This window comes from Streptomyces sp. NPDC057271 (assembly GCF_042668715.1).
Lineage (GTDB): Bacteria > Actinomycetota > Actinomycetes > Streptomycetales > Streptomycetaceae > Streptomyces.
In genome coordinates, this window is the sequence record NZ_JBHUYJ010000010.1 from 1 (window position 1) to 19,248 (window position 19,248).

16 protein-coding genes, 2 tRNA genes and 1 pseudogene are annotated in these 19,248 nt (G+C 72.2%); 12 read left to right on the plus strand and 7 right to left on the minus strand.

Annotated elements, in window-relative coordinates:
• The 4 genes and pseudogenes from ACFUJR_RS07315 to ACFUJR_RS07330 form a co-directional block, all read left to right on the plus strand.
• Window positions 1-310: pseudogene (locus tag ACFUJR_RS07315) on the plus strand (hypothetical protein); the annotation flags it as partial.
• 278 nt (window positions 311-588) lie between these two features.
• Window positions 589-1,368, plus strand: a complete 780-nt coding sequence (locus ACFUJR_RS07320) for an HAD-IIA family hydrolase (protein ID WP_383174522.1) — start codon at window positions 589-591, stop codon at window positions 1,366-1,368.
• 108 nt (window positions 1,369-1,476) lie between these two features.
• Window positions 1,477-2,073 carry a hypothetical protein gene (locus ACFUJR_RS07325; RefSeq protein ID WP_383174525.1) on the plus strand — a complete coding sequence of 199 codons (597 nt, stop codon included), beginning with the start codon at window positions 1,477-1,479 and terminating at the stop codon, window positions 2,071-2,073.
• Window position 2,074: 1 nt separating this feature from the next.
• The gene (locus ACFUJR_RS07330; RefSeq protein ID WP_383174528.1) at window positions 2,075-2,743 is read left to right on the plus strand and encodes a class F sortase; all 669 of its coding nucleotides are present in this window, start codon (window positions 2,075-2,077) and stop codon (window positions 2,741-2,743) included.
• 355 nt (window positions 2,744-3,098) lie between these two features.
• Here ACFUJR_RS07330 and ACFUJR_RS07335 read toward each other — a convergent pair.
• A tRNA-Lys gene (locus tag ACFUJR_RS07335) sits at window positions 3,099-3,172 on the minus strand.
• 181 nt (window positions 3,173-3,353) lie between these two features.
• Between ACFUJR_RS07335 and ACFUJR_RS07340 the strand changes: the two genes are divergently transcribed.
• The 6 genes from ACFUJR_RS07340 to ACFUJR_RS07365 all read left to right on the plus strand — a co-directional run bounded on the left by ACFUJR_RS07340 (window position 3,354) and on the right by ACFUJR_RS07365 (window position 11,952).
• Complete coding sequence (locus tag ACFUJR_RS07340) at window positions 3,354-4,850, plus strand: peptidoglycan-binding protein (protein WP_383174531.1); 1,497 nt, start codon at window positions 3,354-3,356, stop codon at window positions 4,848-4,850.
• A 1,173-nt stretch (window positions 4,851-6,023) separates the two neighbouring features.
• Window positions 6,024-7,490: an SPFH domain-containing protein gene (locus tag ACFUJR_RS07345; RefSeq protein WP_383174571.1), complete on the plus strand. Its 1,467-nt coding sequence runs from the start codon at window positions 6,024-6,026 to the stop codon at window positions 7,488-7,490.
• Between the two features lie 154 nt (window positions 7,491-7,644).
• Window positions 7,645-8,235 (plus strand): lytic polysaccharide monooxygenase, encoded by a 591-nt coding sequence (locus tag ACFUJR_RS07350; protein ID WP_383174534.1) that lies wholly within the window; start codon window positions 7,645-7,647, stop codon window positions 8,233-8,235.
• A gap of 25 nt (window positions 8,236-8,260) precedes the next feature.
• Window positions 8,261-9,964 carry an AMP-binding protein gene (locus tag ACFUJR_RS07355; protein WP_383450270.1) on the plus strand — a complete coding sequence of 568 codons (1,704 nt, stop codon included), beginning with the start codon at window positions 8,261-8,263 and terminating at the stop codon, window positions 9,962-9,964.
• 93 nt (window positions 9,965-10,057) lie between these two features.
• Window positions 10,058-11,359, plus strand: a complete 1,302-nt coding sequence (locus ACFUJR_RS07360) for a sensor histidine kinase (protein WP_383174540.1) — start codon at window positions 10,058-10,060, stop codon at window positions 11,357-11,359.
• A complete protein-coding gene (locus ACFUJR_RS07365; RefSeq protein WP_383174543.1) occupies window positions 11,290-11,952 on the plus strand; it encodes a response regulator in 663 nt (220 codons plus the stop codon). Before ACFUJR_RS07360 ends, ACFUJR_RS07365 begins: the two co-directional genes overlap by 70 nt.
• A 44-nt stretch (window positions 11,953-11,996) precedes the next feature.
• Here ACFUJR_RS07365 and ACFUJR_RS07370 read toward each other — a convergent pair.
• The 6 genes from ACFUJR_RS07370 to ehuB form a co-directional block, all read right to left on the minus strand.
• Window positions 11,997-12,070: transfer RNA gene (locus tag ACFUJR_RS07370), tRNA-Lys, on the minus strand.
• Between the two features lie 99 nt (window positions 12,071-12,169).
• On the minus strand, window positions 12,170-12,928 hold the full coding sequence (locus ACFUJR_RS07375; protein ID WP_383174545.1) for an IclR family transcriptional regulator: 759 nt from the start codon (window positions 12,926-12,928) through the stop codon (window positions 12,170-12,172).
• A gap of 167 nt (window positions 12,929-13,095) precedes the next feature.
• Entirely contained in the window at window positions 13,096-13,839 is a 744-nt protein-coding gene (gene ehuA, locus ACFUJR_RS07380; RefSeq protein WP_383174548.1) for an ectoine/hydroxyectoine ABC transporter ATP-binding protein EhuA, read from the minus strand.
• Complete coding sequence (gene ehuD, locus ACFUJR_RS07385; protein ID WP_383174551.1) at window positions 13,829-14,479, minus strand: ectoine/hydroxyectoine ABC transporter permease subunit EhuD; 651 nt, start codon at window positions 14,477-14,479, stop codon at window positions 13,829-13,831. The genes ehuA and ehuD overlap by 11 nt, the downstream gene beginning before the upstream one ends.
• Window positions 14,476-15,135, minus strand: a complete 660-nt coding sequence (gene ehuC / locus ACFUJR_RS07390; protein WP_383174554.1) for an ectoine/hydroxyectoine ABC transporter permease subunit EhuC — start codon at window positions 15,133-15,135, stop codon at window positions 14,476-14,478. The genes ehuD and ehuC overlap by 4 nt, the downstream gene beginning before the upstream one ends.
• A complete protein-coding gene (gene ehuB, locus ACFUJR_RS07395) occupies window positions 15,132-15,998 on the minus strand; it encodes an ectoine/hydroxyectoine ABC transporter substrate-binding protein EhuB (protein ID WP_383174557.1) in 867 nt (288 codons plus the stop codon). Before ehuB ends, ehuC begins: the two co-directional genes overlap by 4 nt.
• 109 nt (window positions 15,999-16,107) lie before the next feature.
• Between ehuB and ACFUJR_RS07400 the strand changes: the two genes are divergently transcribed.
• Both ACFUJR_RS07400 and ACFUJR_RS07405 read left to right on the plus strand, forming a co-directional pair.
• The gene (locus ACFUJR_RS07400; RefSeq protein ID WP_383174560.1) at window positions 16,108-17,175 is read left to right on the plus strand and encodes an LLM class flavin-dependent oxidoreductase; all 1,068 of its coding nucleotides are present in this window, start codon (window positions 16,108-16,110) and stop codon (window positions 17,173-17,175) included.
• Between the two features lie 237 nt (window positions 17,176-17,412).
• Window positions 17,413-19,107, plus strand: a complete 1,695-nt coding sequence (locus ACFUJR_RS07405; protein ID WP_383174563.1) for a glycosyl hydrolase family 18 protein — start codon at window positions 17,413-17,415, stop codon at window positions 19,105-19,107.
• Window positions 19,108-19,248: the final 141 nt, after the last annotated feature.

Sequence of the window (19,248 nt, forward strand, 5' to 3'; positions counted from 1 at the left end):
CCGGGGGGGCAGTCGTCAGGCGCGCGAAGCGCGTCAAGCCCGCTGCCGCAAGGTAAGCAGGAATCTCCCGGCTTCAGCCGGGAGAGCACTTCAACGCCAGGAGGGCAGCCAGACCGCCCAGGTCCAGGCCGTCTTCAACGGCGGTACGCCGACGGTCGTCAAGAGCTACACCGCCGACGTCATCTCCCAGCCCCAGTCGCTCACCGTGAACGTCCCCTCCGGGGCGTCCAGCGTGAGCTTCCGCTTCCGCTACACCGGTTCCAACAACTGGTACTGGGTGATCGACGGGGTCAAGGTCACGACCTCTTGATTCAGGCCCTGCCCGCCCGCACCGGCTGGGCTCGCGGGTTCTGGTACGCGCATCTGCCGTGTTGTCGTCGGTCGCCATGGTCCCCCTTAGCCCTTCGGGCACGGGAGGTGCCCCCACCGCCATGACTCCCTCCTCCGCCTTGCAGCCGCACGCACCAGAACCCGCTCCCCGACCCAGCCGGTGCGGGCGGGCAGGGCCTACTCTGGGGGCGTCGCCACAGCGCTGTCGCGGCGTCCCCAGCACACCGCACGATTTCTGTACGGCAGGAGTCCCCGCACATGGCAGAGCGCAAGCCGATCGAATCCTGGCTCACGGACATGGACGGAGTCCTCATCCACGAGGGCGTCCCGATCCCCGGCGCCGACGCGTTCATCAAGAAGCTGCGGGATACCGGGAAGCCGTTCCTGGTCCTCACGAACAACTCCATCTACACCGCCCGTGACCTGCACGCCCGCCTCGCCCGCATGGGCCTTCAGGTGCCGGTGGAGAACATCTGGACCTCGGCGCTCGCCACCGCCAAGTTCCTCGACGACCAGCGCCCCGGCGGCACCGCCTACGTCATCGGCGAGGCGGGCCTGACCACCGCGCTGCACGACATCGGCTACGTCCTCACCGACCACGACCCGGACTACGTGGTCCTCGGCGAGACCCGGACGTACTCCTTCGAGGCCATGACCAAGGCCGTCCGGCTCATCAACGCCGGCGCCCGCTTCATCTGCACCAACCCCGACGAGACGGGCCCCTCTCTGGAGGGCCCGCTGCCGGCCACCGGCTCCGTGGCCGCGCTGATCACCAAGGCCACCGGCAAGGACCCGTACTTCGCGGGCAAGCCGAACCCGCTGATGATGCGTACCGGCCTGAACGCCATCGGCGCCCACTCCGAGACGAGCGCCATGATCGGCGACCGGATGGACACCGACATCCTGGCCGGCCTCGAAGCGGGCATGCAGACGTTCCTGGTCCTCACCGGTCTGACGACGCAGGCGGAGATCGACCGCTTCCCGTTCCGCCCCTCCAAGATCGTCAAGTCGATCGCCGACCTCGTGGACCGGGTGTAGCGGCCACGCGGCCCGGGCGCGGGAGCCCCCGGCCGGACGCCCGACCGGACCCCTTGCGGATGCGGGAGCGGGCGGAACGGGTGACCCTGCCAGTATCAGGAGGTCACGATGCGTTCAGGTCCCATTGCTCTCCGTGCCGCAGGGGCGGCCGTCATCCTGGTGCTGGCCCCCGGGGCCGGTACCGCCTTCGCGGGGGACGGCGTCAAGGCCACGGTCACCCCGGCCACGGCCAAGCCCGGCGCCGATGTCGAGGTCCGTGTCCAGGGCTGCAAGGGCACCACCGGCACCGCCACGTCCAAGGCCTTCGTGGCGGCCGCCGACCTCACCGCCGCTCACGGAGGCGCCCACGGACTCTCCGGCGACACCACGGTCAGCTCGGGACTGGCGAGCGGCACCTACCAGGTCAGCGTGGTCTGCGACGGCCGCGAGCACCGTGACGTCGGCGTGGTCCACGTCCAGAAGCACCAGCCGCACCCCACCCACGAGCCCACGCATCACTCCACCCCGTACGCCCCGGTGCGGGCCGGGGGCGGCGGCGCGGCCCTCGCGGTCCCGGCCGCACCCCCCGTGGCGCCGGGTGTCGCCCAGACCACCAGCGAGAACGGCCTCGGCACCCCGTACACCCTGGTCGGCCTGGGGCTGGCCGCGATCGCCTCGGTGGCCGTCGCCGTCCGCAGCGCGCGCCGGCGCGGGGCGGGCGACTGAGATGCCCGCCGGGTCCGCCGGGTCCGGCAACGGGCGGATGCTGACCGGGGCGACCTGGGCGGTCCTCCTGCTCGGGCTCTGGCTCTGGGGCCGTGAGATCACCGACGGACCCGGCGGCACCTCCGCCCCCACGACGGGCGACATGGCGGCGGTCGGCCGCCCGGCCGGTGCGGCCCTGCCCCCGGCGCACACGCCACTGGAGCCCGCCGAGCCGCGCCGGGTCGAGATTCCGTCGCTCGGGATCGCGGCGCCGGTCGTCGGGCGCGGCCTGGACGCCACGGGGGCGGTGGACCCGCCGCCGTACGAGACGCCCGAATCGGTCGGCTGGTTCGGCACCGGCACCCGGCCCGGAGCGGAGGGGGCGGCCCTCTTCGTCGGCCACGTCGACACCGAGACCAGGCCCGCCGTCTTCTACGGGCTGAGCTCCGCCCGCCCGGGCGCCACGGTCAGGGTGACCCGCACGGACGGCTCGGTCGCCGAGTTCACCGTGGACGACGTGCAGGTCTTCCCCCGGGAGGGCTTCGACGCGCGGAAGGTGTACGGGCAGCGGGAGGAGGGCCGGGCGGAGCTGCGCCTGATCACCTGCGGCGGGACCTTCGACCGCGAGTCCGGTACGTACACGGCGAACGTCGTCGTCTCCGCGTACCTCACGGGGGCGAGCGGCGCGTGACCGCCGGGGGGTGAGGGGATGGGGGCGGCCCTGGCCCGGCCGACGGGCATCTGATCGTCGGGTCCGTCTGGCGGACCACGCGCCCGGCGGCCGGGCCGGTCCTCGACCGCGGGCGCACGGGCTGCGGGAGAAGCCCGGCGCCGCCGCGGGAGGTTCGGGTTCCGCAACTCTAGAACGGGCGTCCGCCGCGGACCCGGACAACCTCCGCGACGTCTTGAGATCGGCCGGTTCCGTACGGTCCGAGGACGCGTGCGCACGGTCCGACGCGGCGCCCACGGCGGGTGGTTGAGTGGCGGGGGTTACCCGGGAACGATCAAGACCCCCTCACCAGTGGTGAGGGGGTCTTGACTCTGCGTGCGCCGCCAGGGACTCGAACCCCGGACCCGCTGATTAAGAGTCAGCTGCTCTAACCAACTGAGCTAGCGGCGCGTGCTGACCTGCGTAACTCTACCCGACGTCCGAGAGTGCTCCCGACCAGCAGTGGCTCTTCCGGCCTGTCGGATGGTCGTATCGGGCCTTCGATCCGTCAAAATGCGATATGTCCGGACAGTTGAGACACTGGCGCCCGTGCACCAGCCAGAAGATCTTGACGAGTGTGGAGGGGATTCGCATGAGCGTGCCGGTCTTCGAGGAGTACGAGCCCGCGGCCGACTGCGGCTGCGCGGGCTGCGCCCAGCAGCGGCGCGATCTCGCCCTTGGCCTGCCCGTGCGGGCGGGCGGTCACCCTGCGGCGCACGGAGCGCGCCGCGCGCTGGTCATGGTGACCGCGGCGGGAGTGGTCCTCGGCGGCGGGGGAGTCGACGCGCTCGCCCGCCAGCCGGACTCCACGGCGCCCGTCACCCCGGCGGACGCGACGGCGGGGGCGCCGGGGGCAGCGGACGTGGCTGGCACTGCGGAGGCGGCGGGGGCAGCGGACGTGGCGGGGACGGCGGGGGCAGCGGGGGCGGCGGGAGGCGCCGCCGCGCCCGGGCCCGACACGCCGCAGGGCGCCGCCGCGCCCCTGCACGGAGCGTCCGGCCTGGGTCCGCAGCCGTCGCCCGCCGCGACCCCGACGACCAGTCAGATCTCCGCCGCGTCCCTGCGGAAGACCACCCGCACCGAGATCATCAACCGCGCCAAGCGGTGGGTGAACGCCCAGGTCCCGTACTCGATGGAGCGGTACTGGTCCGACGGATACCGCCAGGACTGCTCGGGCTACGTCTCGATGGTGTGGAACCTGCGCGCCAACGAGTGGACCGGCAGCCTGGACCGTTTCGGGGAGCGGATCGACCGGGCCGACCTCCAGGCCGGCGACATCCTGCTCTTCCACAACCCGGCCAATCCGGCGAAGGGCTCGCACGTCACGGTCTTCGGCGGCTGGACGGACTACACGCACACGTCGTACATCGCGTACGAGCAGACCAAGCCGCGTACGAGACGGCAGGCGACGCCGCTGGCGTACTGGAAGGACTCCGCCCGCTATGTGGCCTACCGCTACAAGGGCGTGGTCGGCGGCGTCAGCGGTGGTGGGGGCGGCGTCGGGGGTGGCGTCGGGGGCGGTGGAGCCGCGGGGGGCGCCGCCGGTCCGACCGCGACGCCGACGGCGTACCCGGGCTCGGAGATGTTCGGCCCCGGCGCGAACAACGCCCACGTCACCCGGCTCGGACGGCTGCTCGTCGAGCGCGGCGGCAAGCAGTACTACCGCCAGGGCCCGGGCCCGCGCTGGAGCGAGGCGGACCGTCAGGCGACGGCGGCTTTCCAGCGGGCGCAGGGCTGGAAGGGCAAGGAGGCGGACGGGATGCCCGGGCCGCACACCTGGCGCCTGCTGGTAACGGGCAAGGGGCGCAGCATCGGCGGTTCGAGTGGTTCGGGGGGTCCGAGCGCGAATGCGGCGGGGTTCCCCGGGCGTGGCTACTTCCGTCCGGGCCAATCCAACGCATATGTGGAGAAGCTGGGCAAACAGCTGGTGAAGCGGGGCTACGGCAAGCACTACCTGTCGGGTCCCGGTCCGCGCTGGAGCGAGGCGGACCGTCGCAATGTCGAGGCGTTCCAGCGGGCACAGGGATGGCGCGGCGGCGCGGCCGACGGCTACCCGGGCCCGGAGACCTGGCGGCGCTTGTTCCGATGACCCCGAGAGCATGAGGTGGACCCCATGACCGCATCGACGCCACACCCCGACTCGGGCGCGGCGGCCAGCCGTGACGCGGCCCGCACGGCCCGCCGCCTGACGTCGGAACCGCGCGGCCCGAGACCGTCGGCCCGTCCACCGGAGCCGATGGGCGAGGCCGGTGCGGCATCGGAGACGGCCCCGGCCCCTACGGACGTTGCGCCGCCGGCCCCGAAGTCCGAGGCGCCCTCGGCCACTTCGGCCGCCTCGGCCCCGGAGGGCCGGGCTGCGCCGGACCGTCAGGCCCCGCAGGCTCCGGTCGCGTCGGACGGCTCGGCACCGGGGGCCGGTGGGTCGGCGCCGCAGGGCCCGGTCGCGCCGGGCGGTGCGACGCCGGGCACGGCGCCCTCGGGCGGTTCGGCGCCGACGGCCGCGCCCAGGGTGGACGCGTCGGTGACGGAACCGGCTCCCTCGACCGGCCGGGGCGCGGACGCCCCCGGTTCCCGGCCGGCGGAACCGAAGGGTCCGGGCCTCCCCGCCGCCGAGGATCACGCCGGTCCGTCAAGCGCCCCAGGCGCCCTTCCCGCGAAGGCTTCTGAGGGTGCGCCGGCGGGCCCGGTCGCTACCGGGAGCCCGTCGAACGCCGTGAACGGCTCCGCCCGTGGCCCGGATGCGGCCGCCGAGTCGCGTACGTCGGCGACGCCGGGTACGGCGAGTGGGGCGGCCGGTACGCCCAGCGCCCCGCCTGCTTCCGCGACGGGGCCGGTCACGCCGGGCACCTCCGGGCCCGGTGCTCCCGCCGCCCCGACCTCCACCGCCCCGGCCGCTTCGGCGACGGGCCCGCGTACGCCGGGCGGTGTGACGGGCCCGACCGCCGCCCCGGGCGCTTCCGAGATCGGCCCGCGTACTCCGGGCGCCTCGGCTTCCGGCGTTTCCGGTGCGCCGTCCGCTCTCGGCGCCCCGGTGGCTTCCGAGATCGGCCCGCGTACGACAGTTGCCTCTGGGCCTGGGGCGAGCGGGACCCGTACGGCGGGCGGTCCGTCCGCTGCCGGTGTCACGGCCCCCGTCGCCGGTCCTGCGGCGCCGGGCGGGGATGCGGGGTCCGGTACGCCGGGCGGTGTGACGGGCCCGACCGCCGCCCGCGCGGCGGCGGACGCGTCCGGCGCCCCGGTGGCTTCCGAGATCGGGCCGCGTATGCAGGGTGCCTCTGGGCCTGGGGCGACCGGGACCCGTACGGCGGGCGGTTCGTCCGTTGCCGGTGTCACGGCCCCCGTCGCCGGTCCTGCGGCGCCGGGCGCGGATGCCGGGGCCCGTACCCCGGTCGGTGCGACCAGCCTCACCGCCGCCCGCCCGGCGCTCCCCGACCCGTCCGCCTCCGCGACCGGCCCCCGTACATCCGGCGCTCCCCTCGTCGCCGAAGCAACCCCGACCGCCCCCGCCCAAGGGGCCGAAGCGTTCGCGCCTCGCCCCGGTGGGGTGCGGGTCGATCCCCGGCGGATCGTCCGTGGTGACGTCGGGGTCGTCGCCGTGCCCGTCGTCGCCGAGGCGCACGTGGCCGTACGGCCCGGGGGCCGGCGGAAGAACGTGATCGGGGCCGAGACCACCGGCTCCATCCCGGTACACCTGCTCTTCCGGAAGGAGCCCGACGCCGACGACGACGGCGGGCCCGCCACCGTCGCCATGGCCGCCCCCGTCCCCAAGGCCGTCATCCCCGCCCCCGCCCGCCCCGAGCCTTCCCGTCCCGCCCCCACCGCCGATCCCAAGCTCGTCGAGCGGGAGGGGGCGGTGCTGCCCGGGTGGATCGGGGTCGTGGCCGGGGTGCTCGCACTCACCGGGTGCGCCGCCATCCTCTGGTGGGTCGGGGCCGTGCCCGAGCAGCTCACGCGCATGCTCCGGCTGCCCCCGCGTCCGTACCACGGCATCCACCTCGGCCAGTGGGCCCTCCTCGCCCTCGGCGTCCTGCTCACCCTCTTCTCCCTCGGCGGGCTCGGCCGAGGCCGCGTCGGCTACGCCTGGGTCCTCACCCTCTTCGGCGACTACCGCGGCACCGTCCGCCGTACCGGCCTCGTCTGGGTCAGCCCCCTCCTCCTCCGCCGCCGCGTCGACATCCGCCTCCGCCACTGGCGCAGCGAGCCGCTCTCCGCGGTCGACGCCAAGGGCACCGCGCTCCGGGTCGTCGTCCTCGTCGTCTGGCGCATCCGCGACACCGTCCGCGCCGCCCTCGGCGTCGACGGCCACGAGGAGTACCTGCGCGAGCAGGTCGAGGCGGCGATGGCCCGGGTCCTGTCCCAGCTCCCGGCCGACGCCTTCCACCAGGACGCCCCGACCCTGCGCGACGCGGAGGCCGTCGGCGAGGCGCTGACCCGGATGATCTCCGCGGAGTGCGCCCCGGTGGGGATCGACGTGTTCTCGGCGCAGCCGACCCGTATCGAGTACGCCCCCGAGATCGCGGCGGCGATGCAGCGCCGCCGGATCGCCGCGATCGACGCCAAGCACCGTGACAGCGTGCTGACCTCCGTCGTGGACGCCGTGGACGACGTGGTCCACCGGCTGACCACGCGTGGTCTCGTCGAGCTGGACGACTACGAGCGCAAGGCGCTGGTCAAGGACCTGACGGTGGCGTTCTACACCGGCCGCACCGGGCCCGTGGAAGGCGCGTGACTGGTATGGACATGCCCAACTTCCGTCAATACCCTGGTACTTGGTCTAGACCGGAATAGGCACTACCGCACAAGCACAAGCACCAGCGCAACGGCACCACCCGCACGCGTGCAGCACGGCTCGGAACTCCCCCACGTTCACCAGGAGTGACAGCATGCGCAAAAAGATAGGCGTGGCGGCGGTGGCGCTCGGCGTCGCCGGCGCCTCCCTCTTCGCCACCGGCAGTGCCGGCAGCCACGGGTACACCGACTCCCCGATCAGTCGTCAGAAGCTCTGCGCCAACGGCACCGTGACCAACTGCGGCGGCATCCAGTGGGAGCCGCAGTCGGTCGAGGGCCTCAAGGGCTTCCCGGCCGCCGGACCCGCCGACGGCACGATCTGCGCCGGCGGGAACTCGCGGTTCTCCCAGCTCGACGACCCCCGGGGCGGCGCCTGGCCCACCACGCGGCTCACCGCGGGCCAGAGCCACACCTTCCGCTGGCAGTTCACCGCCCGCCACCGCACCACCGACTTCAAGTACTACATCACCAAGAACGGCTGGAACGGCAGCCAGAAGCTCACCAGGGCGGCGCTCGATCCCCAGCCGTTCCTCACCGTCCCGTACAACAACGCACAGCCCCCGGCCACGCTCTCGCACTCCGGGACCGTCCCGGCGGGCAAGTCCGGACGGCATCTCATCCTCGCGGTCTGGACGATCGCGGACACCGGGAACGCGTTCTACGCGTGCTCGGATGTTCAGTTCTGACGTAGCGTCAGTTACCGTCCGGTGCATGACCGAACCCACCGTGGCGGAGCTCGTGCGTCGGCAATGGGGCGACCACAGGGTCGGGCTGAGGACGGAGGACACGGTCCTCACCCATCACCAGGTCGCCGCCGGAGCCGCCGCGCGGGCGGCGCTCCTCGTCGATCTGCTGCCCCGGGGTGCCGAGCCGCACCTCGGGGTACTCCTCGACAACACGCCGGAATTCCCGCTCTGGCTGAGCGCGGCGGCCCTCGCCGGGGCCGCCGTCGCCGGCATCAACCCCACCCGGCGCGGCGCCGAGCTGGCCCGCGACATCGTCCACACCGACTGCCGCGTCCTGGTCACCCAGCGCGCCCACCTCCCCCTGCTCGACGGTCTTCCCCTGCCGGGCGTACGCGTCCTGGTGACCGACACGGACGCCTACCGGGAGCTGCTGACCCCCTTCGAGGGCGCCAAGCCCGGAGAGGCCACGGCCCGCCCCGTGCGCCCCGACAGCCGGATGCTGCTCTACTTCACCTCCGGCTCGACGGGCGCGCCCAAGGCGGCGATCTGCAGCCAGGGCCGGCTGGCTGCCGCCGGCCGTTCGCTCGTCGCCCACTTCGGCGTACGGCCCGAGGACGTCCACTACGTCTGCATGCCGATGTTCCACGGCAACGCGGTCATCGCGGACTGGGCTCCGGCGCTCGCCGCGGGGGCGGGCGTGGCGCTGCGGGACCGGTTCTCCGCCTCCCGTTTCCTGCCGGACGTGCGGGAGTTCGGCGCGACCTACTTCACGTACGTCGGCCGGGCCGTCCAGTACCTGCTGGCCACCCCGCCGCGTCCGGACGACCGCGAGCACCGGCTGCGGCTCGGCTTCGGTACCGAGGCGGGGGCCGTGGACGCGGCCCGCTTCGAGGCGCGGTTCGGGGCCCGGCTCGTGGAGGGCTACGGCTCCTCGGAGGGCGGCGCGGCGATCCAGCGGACCCCGGACACCCCGACCGGAGCCATCGGGCGGGCGGCGCCGGGGGACGACCTGGCCGTGGTGGACGCGGAGACGGGCGAGGAGTGCGCGCCCGCGGTCCTCTCGCCCGACGGCCGGCTCCTCAACGCCTCCACGGCGATCGGCGAACTCGTCAACCGCGGCCGGAACCCCTTCGAGGGCTACTGGCGCAACCCCGAGGCGGAAGCAGCCCGGACGCGCGGAGGCTGGTACTGGACCGGCGACCTCTTCTACCGGACCGCCGACGGATTCCTCTGGTTCGCCGGCCGGGACGACGACCGGCTGCGCGTCGACAGCGAGAACCTCGCGGCGGCGGTGATCGAGCAGATCCTGTCCCGCTGGGAGCGCGCGGCGGGTGTCGCCGTGTACGCGATACCCGACCCGGTCGCGGGCGACCAGGTGATGACGGCGATCGCCCTGCGCGAGGACCCGTCCGGGGGCGCCGACTTCGACCCGGTCGCGTTCGACGCCTTCCTCGCCGCCCAGCCGGACCTGGGCACCAAGATGCCCCCGCGGTTCGTACGCGTCGTCCCGAGGCTTCCGCTGACCGCCACGAACAAGATCCACCGCGTGGCCCTGCGCCGGGACTCCTTCCTCTGTGAGGACCCGGTCTGGTGGCGCCCGGCGGCGGGGAGCCCGTACGAGCCACTGACGCCGGACGCCCTCGCCGGACTCCGGGCCGTCTACGCCGCCCACGACCGCTCGCCCCGAGGCCCGGGCGCCGCCGAACAGACCCCGGCGCCACCGGGGTAGGGGCCCCATCGCACCGGGGGTAGGGCCAGGCATACCCCCGTACACCCACCGGGCCGATGGTCCCGCCCGCGACCGCCCCCTACGGTGAACCTCATGTCACCCCCCACCCCCTGGCAGGCCCTCACGCGAGCCGGGTATCCGCGGACCGTCTGGCCCTGGCGGTCCGCCGGCTATCTGGCGACCGGGGTGCTCACCGGCGTGCTCGCGCTGCTCGTCCTGCTGCTGCTCGTCGTCTTCTCCCTCGTACTCGTCGGGCTTCCGCTGCTCCTCCTCGCCGGCGTCGCCCTCGGCGGAATCGAGCGCCGTCGGCTCCGGCTCGTCGACCTCGATCCCGCCGCCGACCCGCACCGCGTCCCGGACGCGCCCGGCCTGGCCGCCTGGCTCCGTGTCCGCGTCCGGGAACAGGCCACCTGGCGGGAGCTCGCGTACGCCGTCCTGCACGCCACCGTCCTGTGGCCGCTCGACCTGATCGTCCTCGCCGTCGCCCTCGGGCTGCCCGCCGCCCTGATCAGTGCCCCCCTCCAACTCGCCGTGGACGGCGAGGAGGCCAAGGTCGTCAAGGCCTACCTGGTCACCTCCTATCCGCAGGCGTTCGTCGTCGCCCTCCTCGGGTGCGTCCTCCTCGTCGCGTTGCTCTACCCGCTGGCCGCGCTCGCCGGCGCGCGTGCCGCCCTCGGCCGGGCGCTGCTCGCACCCCGTGAGGCCGAGCTGCGCGAGCGGATCGGCGAGGTCACCGCCTCCCGGGCCCGGCTCGTCGACGCCTTCGAGGCCGAGCGGCAACGGATCGAGCGCGATCTCCACGACGGCGCCCAACAGCGCCTGGTCGCCCTCACCATGACCCTGGGCCTGGCCCGGCTCGACGCCCCGCCCGGCCCGCTCGCCGACCTGCTCACCGAGGCCCACGCGGAGGCCGGACGGGTCCTGACCGAGCTGCGCGAACTCATCCACGGCATCCATCCGCAGGTGCTCGCCGACTACGGCCTCGGCGCGGCCCTCACCGACGCCGCCGACCGCTCCGCCGTGCCCGTCGACACCGACATCGACCTGCCCCGGCTGCCCACCGCCGTGGAGAGCGCCGGATACTTCGCCGTCTGCGAGGCCCTGGCCAACATCGGCAGGCACAGCGGCGCCGCCCAGGCCCGCGTCACCGCCCGGTACGGGGACGGGCGGCTGCGTGTCGGCATCGAGGACGACGGCCGCGGCGGTGCCGACCCGGTCCGCGGCTCCGGGCTCACCGGACTCGCCGACCGGCTCGCCGTCCTCGATGGCACACTGACGATCATGAGCCCGCCGGGCGGGCCGACCGTTCTAGGAGTGGAGATCCCGTGCCGACCGCTGTCCGAGCCCTCCGCGTCGTCCTCGCCGAGGACAGCGTCCTCCTCCGCGAGGGCCTGATCGGGCTCCTTGCCCGTTTCGGCCACGAGGTCGTGGCCGCCGTCGGCGACGCGGACGCGCTGAGCGCGGCGGTCTCGGAGCACGAGCCGGACATCGTCGTCACCGATGTGCGGATGCCGCCCGGCTTCCAGGACGAGGGGCTGCGCGCCGCCGTCGCGCTGCGGGCCGAGCGTCCTCGGCTGCCCGTGCTCGTCCTCAGCCAGTACGTGCAGCGGACCTACGCCGCCGATCTCCTGGACGCGGGCGACGGCACCGGCGTCGGCTACCTCCTCAAGGACAGGGTCGGGCAGATCGAGGAGTTCCTGGACGCGCTCGGCCGGGTCGCCGACGGCGGCACGGTCGTGGACCCCGAGGTGGTCCGGCAGCTGCTGCGCCGCCGCCGTGATCCGCTGGAGGCGCTGACCCCCCGCGAGCGGGAGGTCCTCGGGCTGGTCGCCGAGGGGCATTCGAACGGGGAGATCGCGCGCCGGCTCGTCGTCACCGAGGCGGCCGTCGGCAAGCACATCGGCAACATCCTGGGGAAGCTGGATCTGCCGCCCGCGGAGGAGACCCACCGCCGGGTGCTGGCCGTACTGACGTACCTCCGCGCGTGAGCACGAAGAAGCCCCCCGCTCGCGCGAGGGGCTTCTTCCGTCTGTGCGCCGCCAGGGACTCGAACCCCGGACCCGCTGATTAAGAGTCAGCTGCTCTAACCAACTGAGCTAGCGGCGCCTGCTGACAGAGAAAATACTACCTGGTCCTCAGGCGTGGTTCCGACCACCATCCGGTGAGGGCCAGGTCACATCCGGGGACGATCCGTGCCGCACCGCCTCAGATCGCCAGTGAGAGCACCACCGGAGCCGCCCTGCGGTTCAGCGTGTCGGCCGCCGAGCGCAGCCGGTGGGCGTGCTCGATCGGCAGCGAGAGGGCCAGGCAGCCCACGGCCGCGCCGGCCGTCAGCGGCACCGCCGCGCAGACGGTGCCCACCGCGTACTCCTGGAGGTCGAGCACCGGGACGGTCGCCGGCTGGCTGTCCAGCTTGGAGAAGAGCACCTTCTCGTTGGTGATCGTCCGGGAGGTCAGCCGGGCGATCTTGTGGCGCGAGAGGTGGTCCCTGCGGCCGTTCTGGTCGAGCTGGGTCAGCAGACACTTGCCCACCGCGCTCGCGTGCGCGGCCGAGCGGAAGTCCACCCATTCGTTGACCTTGGGCGTGCGAGGGCCGTCGGCGAACTGGGTGATCTTCACCTCGCCGTCGATGTACCGGCTTATGTACACCGCCGCGCCGACGGAGTCGCGCAGCTCGGTCAGCGTCTCCTGGAGCTTGCCCTCCAGCGCCTCGCGCCGGGTCAGCCCGGATCCCAGCAGGACCAGGGAATCGCCGATCACATAGGCGCCGTCGGTGACCTGCTCGACGTACCCCTCGCGGCGGAGCATCAGCAGCAGCGACGACAGATGGGCGACGGGCAGACCGGTCTCACGAGCGATCTGGACGTCCGTCACCCCGCCACCGTGCCGTGAGACAGTCTCAAGGACGCGCAGGGCGTATTGCACCGAGTGGAACGGCGCGGTGGGCTCGGGCTTCAGCGCCACGGTTTCCCCCTACCAGGTTGTGACCGCAAGCTTCAGTACCACGATAGCCGTCAAGCTCCCTTTTCGGGGCGGCTGTTGGCGAGAATGATGCGGCGCCCCAGCCCCATACGCTGGGGCGCGCCACCCTGACATATGCCAGAGTCACAGCACCTTAAGAGAGTCTGAGGTCAGAGCACCGCGCCGAGAAACTCGCGAGTACGCGCGTGCTCCGGATCCGAGAAGATTTTTTCCGGAGAACCGGACTCGATCACCCGTCCCGCGTCGAACATCAGGACCTCGTCGGAGATGTCACGGGCGAAGTTCATCTCGTGCGTCACACAGAGCATGGTGATGTCCGTCGTCGCCGCGATCTCCCGGAGCAGGTCCAGGACGCCCGCGACGAGCTCCGGGTCGAGCGCGGAGGTCACCTCGTCCAGCAGGAGCACCTTCGGCTCCATGGCGAGCGCCCGCGCGATCGCGACCCGCTGCTGCTGCCCGCCGGACAACTGTGCGGGCCTGGCCTCGCACTTGTCGGCGAGGCCGACCATGCCGAGCAGCTCGCGCCCGCGCGCCTCGGCCTCCTCCCGGCTCTTCCCCAGGCTCCGTACCGGCGCCTCGGTGATGTTGCGCAGCACGGACATGTGGGGGAAGAGGTTGAAGTGCTGGAAGACCATCCCGATCTTCCGCCGCACCTCCCGCCGGTGCTTCTCGTCGGCCGGGTACAGCTTCCCGCCGTTGACTCGGATGGTCCCCGCGTCGGGCTTCTCCAGGGTCATCAGCAGCCGCAGGATCGTCGTCTTGCCGGAACCGGAGGGTCCGATCAGGGTGACGTGCTTGCCCGGACGGACCGAGAAGCTGAGATCGTCGAGGACGGTCTGGTCCCCGAAGCGCTTGGTGACGTTCTCGAATCGGATGAGCTGGTCAGTGGGCAAGGCGGCGCTCCAGAGTGCGGAGGAGAAGGGAGGCGGGATACGCGATCAGGACAAAGGCCACACCGACCACCGTGAGCGGCTCGGTGTACTGGAAGGTCGCGGCGGATTCCAGCCGCGACTGCTGCAGGAGTTCGAGCACACCGATTCCGGCCAGGATCGGGGTGTCCTTCAGCATCGCGATGACGTAGTTGCCGAGCGCGGGCGTGATCCGGCGCAGGGCCTGCGGCAGGATCACCGTCAGCCAGGTCCGGTGGCGCGGCAGGCTGAGCGCCTTCGCCGCCTCCCACTGCCCGACCGGTACGGCGTCGATGCCGGCCCGGTAGACCTGCGCGGTGTACGTCGAGTAGTGCAGCCCGATCGCGAGCGTGCCGGTGGCCAGGGCGGAGAGCTTCACGCCCCACTCCGGCAGCACGAAGAAGAGGAAGAAGAGCTGGACGAGCAGGGGCGTCGTACGGATGAACTCGGTCACGGCGTGCACCGGCCAGCGCACCCACCTGGTGGGGGCCCGGAATCCCAGCGCCCAGACCAGGCCGAGCGTGAACGAGATCAGCGAGCCGAGCGTCAGCACCTGCAGCGTGAGGAGCAGGCCGTCCCAGAAGCGCGGAAGGAAGTCCACCACCGCGGACCAGTCCCAGTTCACTTGGCCACCACCCCCAGGTTCGCCTTGGTGCGCCGTTCCAGCGCCTTCATCGAGCGGGTGATCACCAGCGCGATCACGAAGTACACGACCAGCGTCACGGTGTAGATCCCGCCGCTCTCCTGGGTCGCGAGACGCACCAGATACGCGGCGAAGGACACGTCCCCGACGCCGAGCAGCGAGACCAGGGCGGTGCCCTTGAGCAGCTCGACGAGGAGGTTGCAGAAGGACGGGATCATCTCGGGCACGGCCTGCGGGAGCAGGACGAGCCGCAGCCGCTGCCAGGGCGTCAGGCTGAGCGCGATCCCCGCCTCGCGCTGCGCCTCCGGTACGGCGTTCAGGCCACCTCGCACGATCTCGGCGCCGTACGCCCCGTAGGAGAGGCCGAGCGCGAGGATCGCCGCCCACATCGGCACGAGCTGCCAGCCGGCCAGCGGCGGCAGCACGAAGAACAGCCAGAACATGAGGATCAGCGCCGAGGTGCCGCGGAAGACCTCGGTGTACAGCGCGGCCAGGAAGCGGACGACGGGGGAGCGGTGGGTACGGGCGGTCCCGACGGTGAACGCGACCGCCGCGGCGAGCGCGGCGGACGCGACCAGGAGCTGAAGGGTGATCCAGATGCCGGGCAGGACCCAGTTCTGCCAGAGTCCCGCGGTCATCGGCACAGCTCCTCGGCGGTCAGGGTGGTCATCTCGGCCTTGGTGAAGCCGAAGCGCCGCATGATCCGGAAGAGTTCGCCGCTCTTCTTCATCCGGTGCAGCTCGGTGTTGAAGGCGTCCCGCAGGGCCGCGTCGGTGCGGCGGAAGGCGAAGCCGCCGCCGTCGATCTTCCGCTTCCCGTCGACGACGGCGGCGAAGGGCTCGGTGGCCTCGGCCTTGTCGGACTTGCGCACCACCGAGCGGGCGGTCAGCGCGGTGGCGGCGAAGACGTCGACGCGGCCGGACTCGACCGCGTTCAGGCCGGCGACCTGGTCCTGGAGGATGACGATGTCCTTCTCCGGGTACCCGGCTGCCACCGCGTACGCGATCTCGGCGTATCCGCTGCCGGTCGCGAAGCGGGCCTTGGAGCGCACCACGTCGTCGTAGGAGCGGAGGTTCTTCGGATTGCCCTTGCGGACGATGAAGGAGTCGAGCATCTGGTACTCGGGGTCGGCGAAGAGCACCTGCGCGCAGCGCTGCCTGTTGATGTACATCCCCGCCGAGACGACATCGAACTGCTGGGAGCCGAGCCCGGGGATGAGCGAGGCGAAGTCGGTGGCGACGGGCTGGACGTCGGGTATGCCCAGCCGCCCGAAGATCACCCGGGCGAGTTCGGGGGCCTCGCCGGTGAAGGCGCCCTGCTCGTCCACGTAGCCGTACGGCACCTCGCCGGCGATGCCGAGGCGGACGGTGCCCTGGGATCTGAGCCGGCCGAGCGTGTCTCCGGAGGCGACACGGGCGCACCCGGCGGCCGCGGTCGTCGCGGCGGCGGCCGTCCCCCACAGCACCGTGCGTCGCCGTATCTGGTTCGTTGTTCGAGGCATGGGCGCGCGGCTACCCGAAGCCGCACCGGTCATTCCTCCGGAATAAACGGAGACAGCCTCCTGTTCTCTTCTCCGGTACGTACGTCTATGGGCAGAAGGGTCGTCAACGGTGAGCGACGCGATTCGGGGCACGGCACACGGGGACTCGCCCGTACCGCTGTCCGTACTGGACCTCGTGACCGTCGGCAGCGGACGGACCGCGAGCCAAGCGCTGGCCACCAGCGTCGAGATCAGCAAGCTCGCCGAGCGGCGCGGCTACCACCGCCACTGGGTGGCCGAGCACCACTCCATGCCCGGTGTCGCCTCCTCCTCGCCCGCCGTGATCCTGGCCCACCTCGCCGCGCACACCCGCCGCATCCGGCTCGGCTCGGGCGGTGTCATGCTGCCCAACCACGCCCCGCTGGTGATCGCCGAGCAGTTCGGCACGCTGGAGGCCCTCGCCCCCGGCCGCGTCGACCTCGGTCTCGGGCGCGCCCCCGGCACGGACGGCGCCACGGCCGCGGCGCTGCGCCGGAGGCAGACCCTGAACGAGGGCGCGGAGGACTTTCCGCAGCAACTGGCCGAACTGACCCGTTTCCTGGACGACGACTTCCCGGACGGGCACCCGTACGCCCGGATCCACGCCGTGCCCGGCCCGGTGCAGGGGCCTTCCGCGCGCCCGCCGATCTGGCTGCTCGGCTCCTCGGGCTTCAGCGCGCGTCTCGCCGGGATGCTCGGCCTGCCGTTCGCCTTCGCTCATCACTTCTCCGCGCAGAACACGCTTCCCGCGCTCGACCTCTACCGGGACTCCTTCCGTCCCTCCGAGGTGCTCGACGCGCCCTACGCGCTCATCGGCGTCGCCGCACTCGCAGCCGACGACCCGAAGGAGGCCCGCCGCCAGGTCATGACGGGCGCGCTGTCGATGCTGCGGCTGCGCATGGGCCGGCCCGGACTGATCCCGACGCCGGAGGAGGCGGAGGCGTACCCGTTCGGTCCGACGGAGCGGGACTTCGTCGAGAGCTGGCTCGCGAACATCGTCCACGGCACGGCGGACGAGGTCCGGACAGGTCTGGACGATCTGCGCAAGCGGACCGGCGCCGACGAGCTGATGATCACGGCCAACGCGCACGGCGGCGATGTCCGGCTGCGCAGCTACGAGTTGATCGCGGACGCCTACGGCATGCCCGAACTCGGCTGAGAAAGTCGGGGGTTGGTTCAGTCCGGAACGCTGGGCTCCGGCACCCCTAAGTGAACCTTAAACCGCTCGTCACCCGTGGTGGCGGGCGGTTCGGTTCTGTGCTGCACCGCTCTGACGAGGGGTTTCGCGAGCTAATTGGTCTAGTCCTCAATCTGGTTCAGACCATTGACGCGCTGTTTGCGCAGGGGTTATCACTTCACCAACTCCCGTCTCGCGTCACCCCCTCGGAGGCCGAACGTGCACCCCCGTAAGCCATTGATCGCCGCGCTCCTGAGCACGGCCCTCGCCGCAGGCGCGCTCGCCGCGACCGTCGGCCTCGGCTCCGCCCAGGCGGCCGACACCGTGACCACCGCCGCAGCCGCCGACGGCAACGTGCGCATCGCGTACTACGACCAGTGGAGCGTGTACGGGAACGCCTTCTATCCCAAGCACCTCGACACCCGGGGCATCGCGAGCAAGCTGGACGTCATCAACTACTCGTTCGGCAACATCCACCCCACCGACCTCACCTGCTTCATGGCCAACAAGGCCGCCGGTGACGACAACAACCCCAACGCGGGCGACGGCGCGGGCGACTCCTACGCCGACTACCAGAAGTCCTTCAGCGCGGCCGACAGCGTGGACGGCGTGGCCGACACCTGGAACCAGCCGATCGTGGGCGTCTTCAACCAGTTCAAGGAGCTGAAGGCGAAGTACCCCCACCTGAAGATCAACATCTCGCTCGGCGGATGGACCTACTCCAAGTACTTCCACGACGCCGCGAAGACGGACGCCAGCCGCAAGAAGCTGGTCTCGTCCTGCATCGACCAGTACCTCAAGGGCAACCTGCCGGTCGAGGGCGGCTTCGGCGGCGAGGGCACCGCCGCGGGCATCTTCGACGGCATCGACATCGACTGGGAGTACCCCGGCTCCGAGGGCGGCCACCTCGGCAACCACTACGGCCCCGAGGACAAGCAGAACTTCACCCTCCTGCTCGCCGAGTTCCGCAAGCAGCTCGACGAGTACGGCGCGGCCAACGGCGGCAAGAAGTACATGCTGACCGCGGCCCTCCCGGCCGGCCAGGACAAGATCAAGCACATCGAGACGGACAAGATCGGCGCGTACCTCGACTACGCGAACATCATGACGTACGACATGCACGGCGCCTGGGACGGCGACGGGCCGACGTACCACCAGTCCCCGCTCCACTCCGGCTCGAACGACCCGACCGACCCCATCGCGCCGGGCACCGAGAAGTACTCGATCGACAACGCGATCGACTCCTGGATCGACGGCAAGCCGGCCTACGGCATCGCCGGCGGCTTCCCGGCCGAGAAACTGACGCTGGGCTACGAGTTCTACTACCGCGGCTGGAAGGGCGTCCCGGCGGGCAGCGCCAACGGTCTCGCCCAGTCCGCGACCGGCGGTTCGGCCGCCCGTCCGCTCAGCCAGCAGGCCGGTATCGCCCACTACAAGGAGCTCGGCGGCATCGTCGACAACGCGGCGACCACCTTCTGGGACGACCAGGCCAAGTCCTCGTACTTCTACAAGGACGGCGAGTTCTTCACCGGCCTGAACCAGCAGTCCATCCAGGCCCGGGTGGACTACGGCAAGCAGCGCGGCCTGGGCGGCGCGATGATGTACTCGCTCCTCGGCCTTGACGACGACATCACGCTGCTGAACCAGATCAGCGACGCCCTCGGCGGCACCACCGTCCCGCCGACCACGCCGCCCACCACCCCGCCCACGACCACCCCGCCCACCACCCCGCCCACGACCACCCCGCCCACGGGCTGCGGCTCGGTCCCGGCGTACGTGGCCGGCACGGTCTACACCGGCGGCACGGTCGTCTCCCACGACGGCCGCAGGTGGCTCGCCCAGTGGTGGACCCAGAACGAGACGCCGGGCACGACCGGCGAGTGGGGCGTCTGGAAGGACCAGGGCGCCTGCTGAGGGTCTCCGGCCCACCACCCCCCGACCGCTCAGCGGGGCGCCGCGCCCGGCGGCACCCCGCTGAGCACCACGTGACCACTGCCCGCATCACATGACCGCTGCCCCCGCCCGGATGTCCCTCCGGCCGGGGGCAGTTCCATG

Excerpts from the sequence above, each read along its gene's own strand:
- ACFUJR_RS07350 (WP_383174534.1), top strand. The coding sequence starts at position 7,645 with ATGCGCAAAAAGATAGGCGTGGCGGCGGTGGCGCTCGGCGTCGCCGGC.
- ACFUJR_RS07340 (WP_383174531.1), top strand. The coding sequence starts at position 3,354 with ATGAGCGTGCCGGTCTTCGAGGAGTACGAGCCCGCGGCCGACTGCGGC.
- ACFUJR_RS07345 (WP_383174571.1), top strand. The coding sequence starts at position 6,024 with ATGCAGGGTGCCTCTGGGCCTGGGGCGACCGGGACCCGTACGGCGGGC.
- ACFUJR_RS07355 (WP_383450270.1), top strand. The coding sequence starts at position 8,261 with ATGACCGAACCCACCGTGGCGGAGCTCGTGCGTCGGCAATGGGGCGAC.
- ACFUJR_RS07360 (WP_383174540.1), top strand. The coding sequence starts at position 10,058 with ATGTCACCCCCCACCCCCTGGCAGGCCCTCACGCGAGCCGGGTATCCG.
- ehuC (WP_383174554.1), bottom strand. The coding sequence starts at position 15,135 with ATGACCGCGGGACTCTGGCAGAACTGGGTCCTGCCCGGCATCTGGATC.
- ACFUJR_RS07325 (WP_383174525.1), top strand. The coding sequence starts at position 1,477 with ATGCGTTCAGGTCCCATTGCTCTCCGTGCCGCAGGGGCGGCCGTCATC.
- ehuB (WP_383174557.1), bottom strand. The coding sequence starts at position 15,998 with ATGCCTCGAACAACGAACCAGATACGGCGACGCACGGTGCTGTGGGGG.
- ACFUJR_RS07330 (WP_383174528.1), top strand. The coding sequence starts at position 2,075 with ATGCCCGCCGGGTCCGCCGGGTCCGGCAACGGGCGGATGCTGACCGGG.
- ACFUJR_RS07320 (WP_383174522.1), top strand. The coding sequence starts at position 589 with ATGGCAGAGCGCAAGCCGATCGAATCCTGGCTCACGGACATGGACGGA.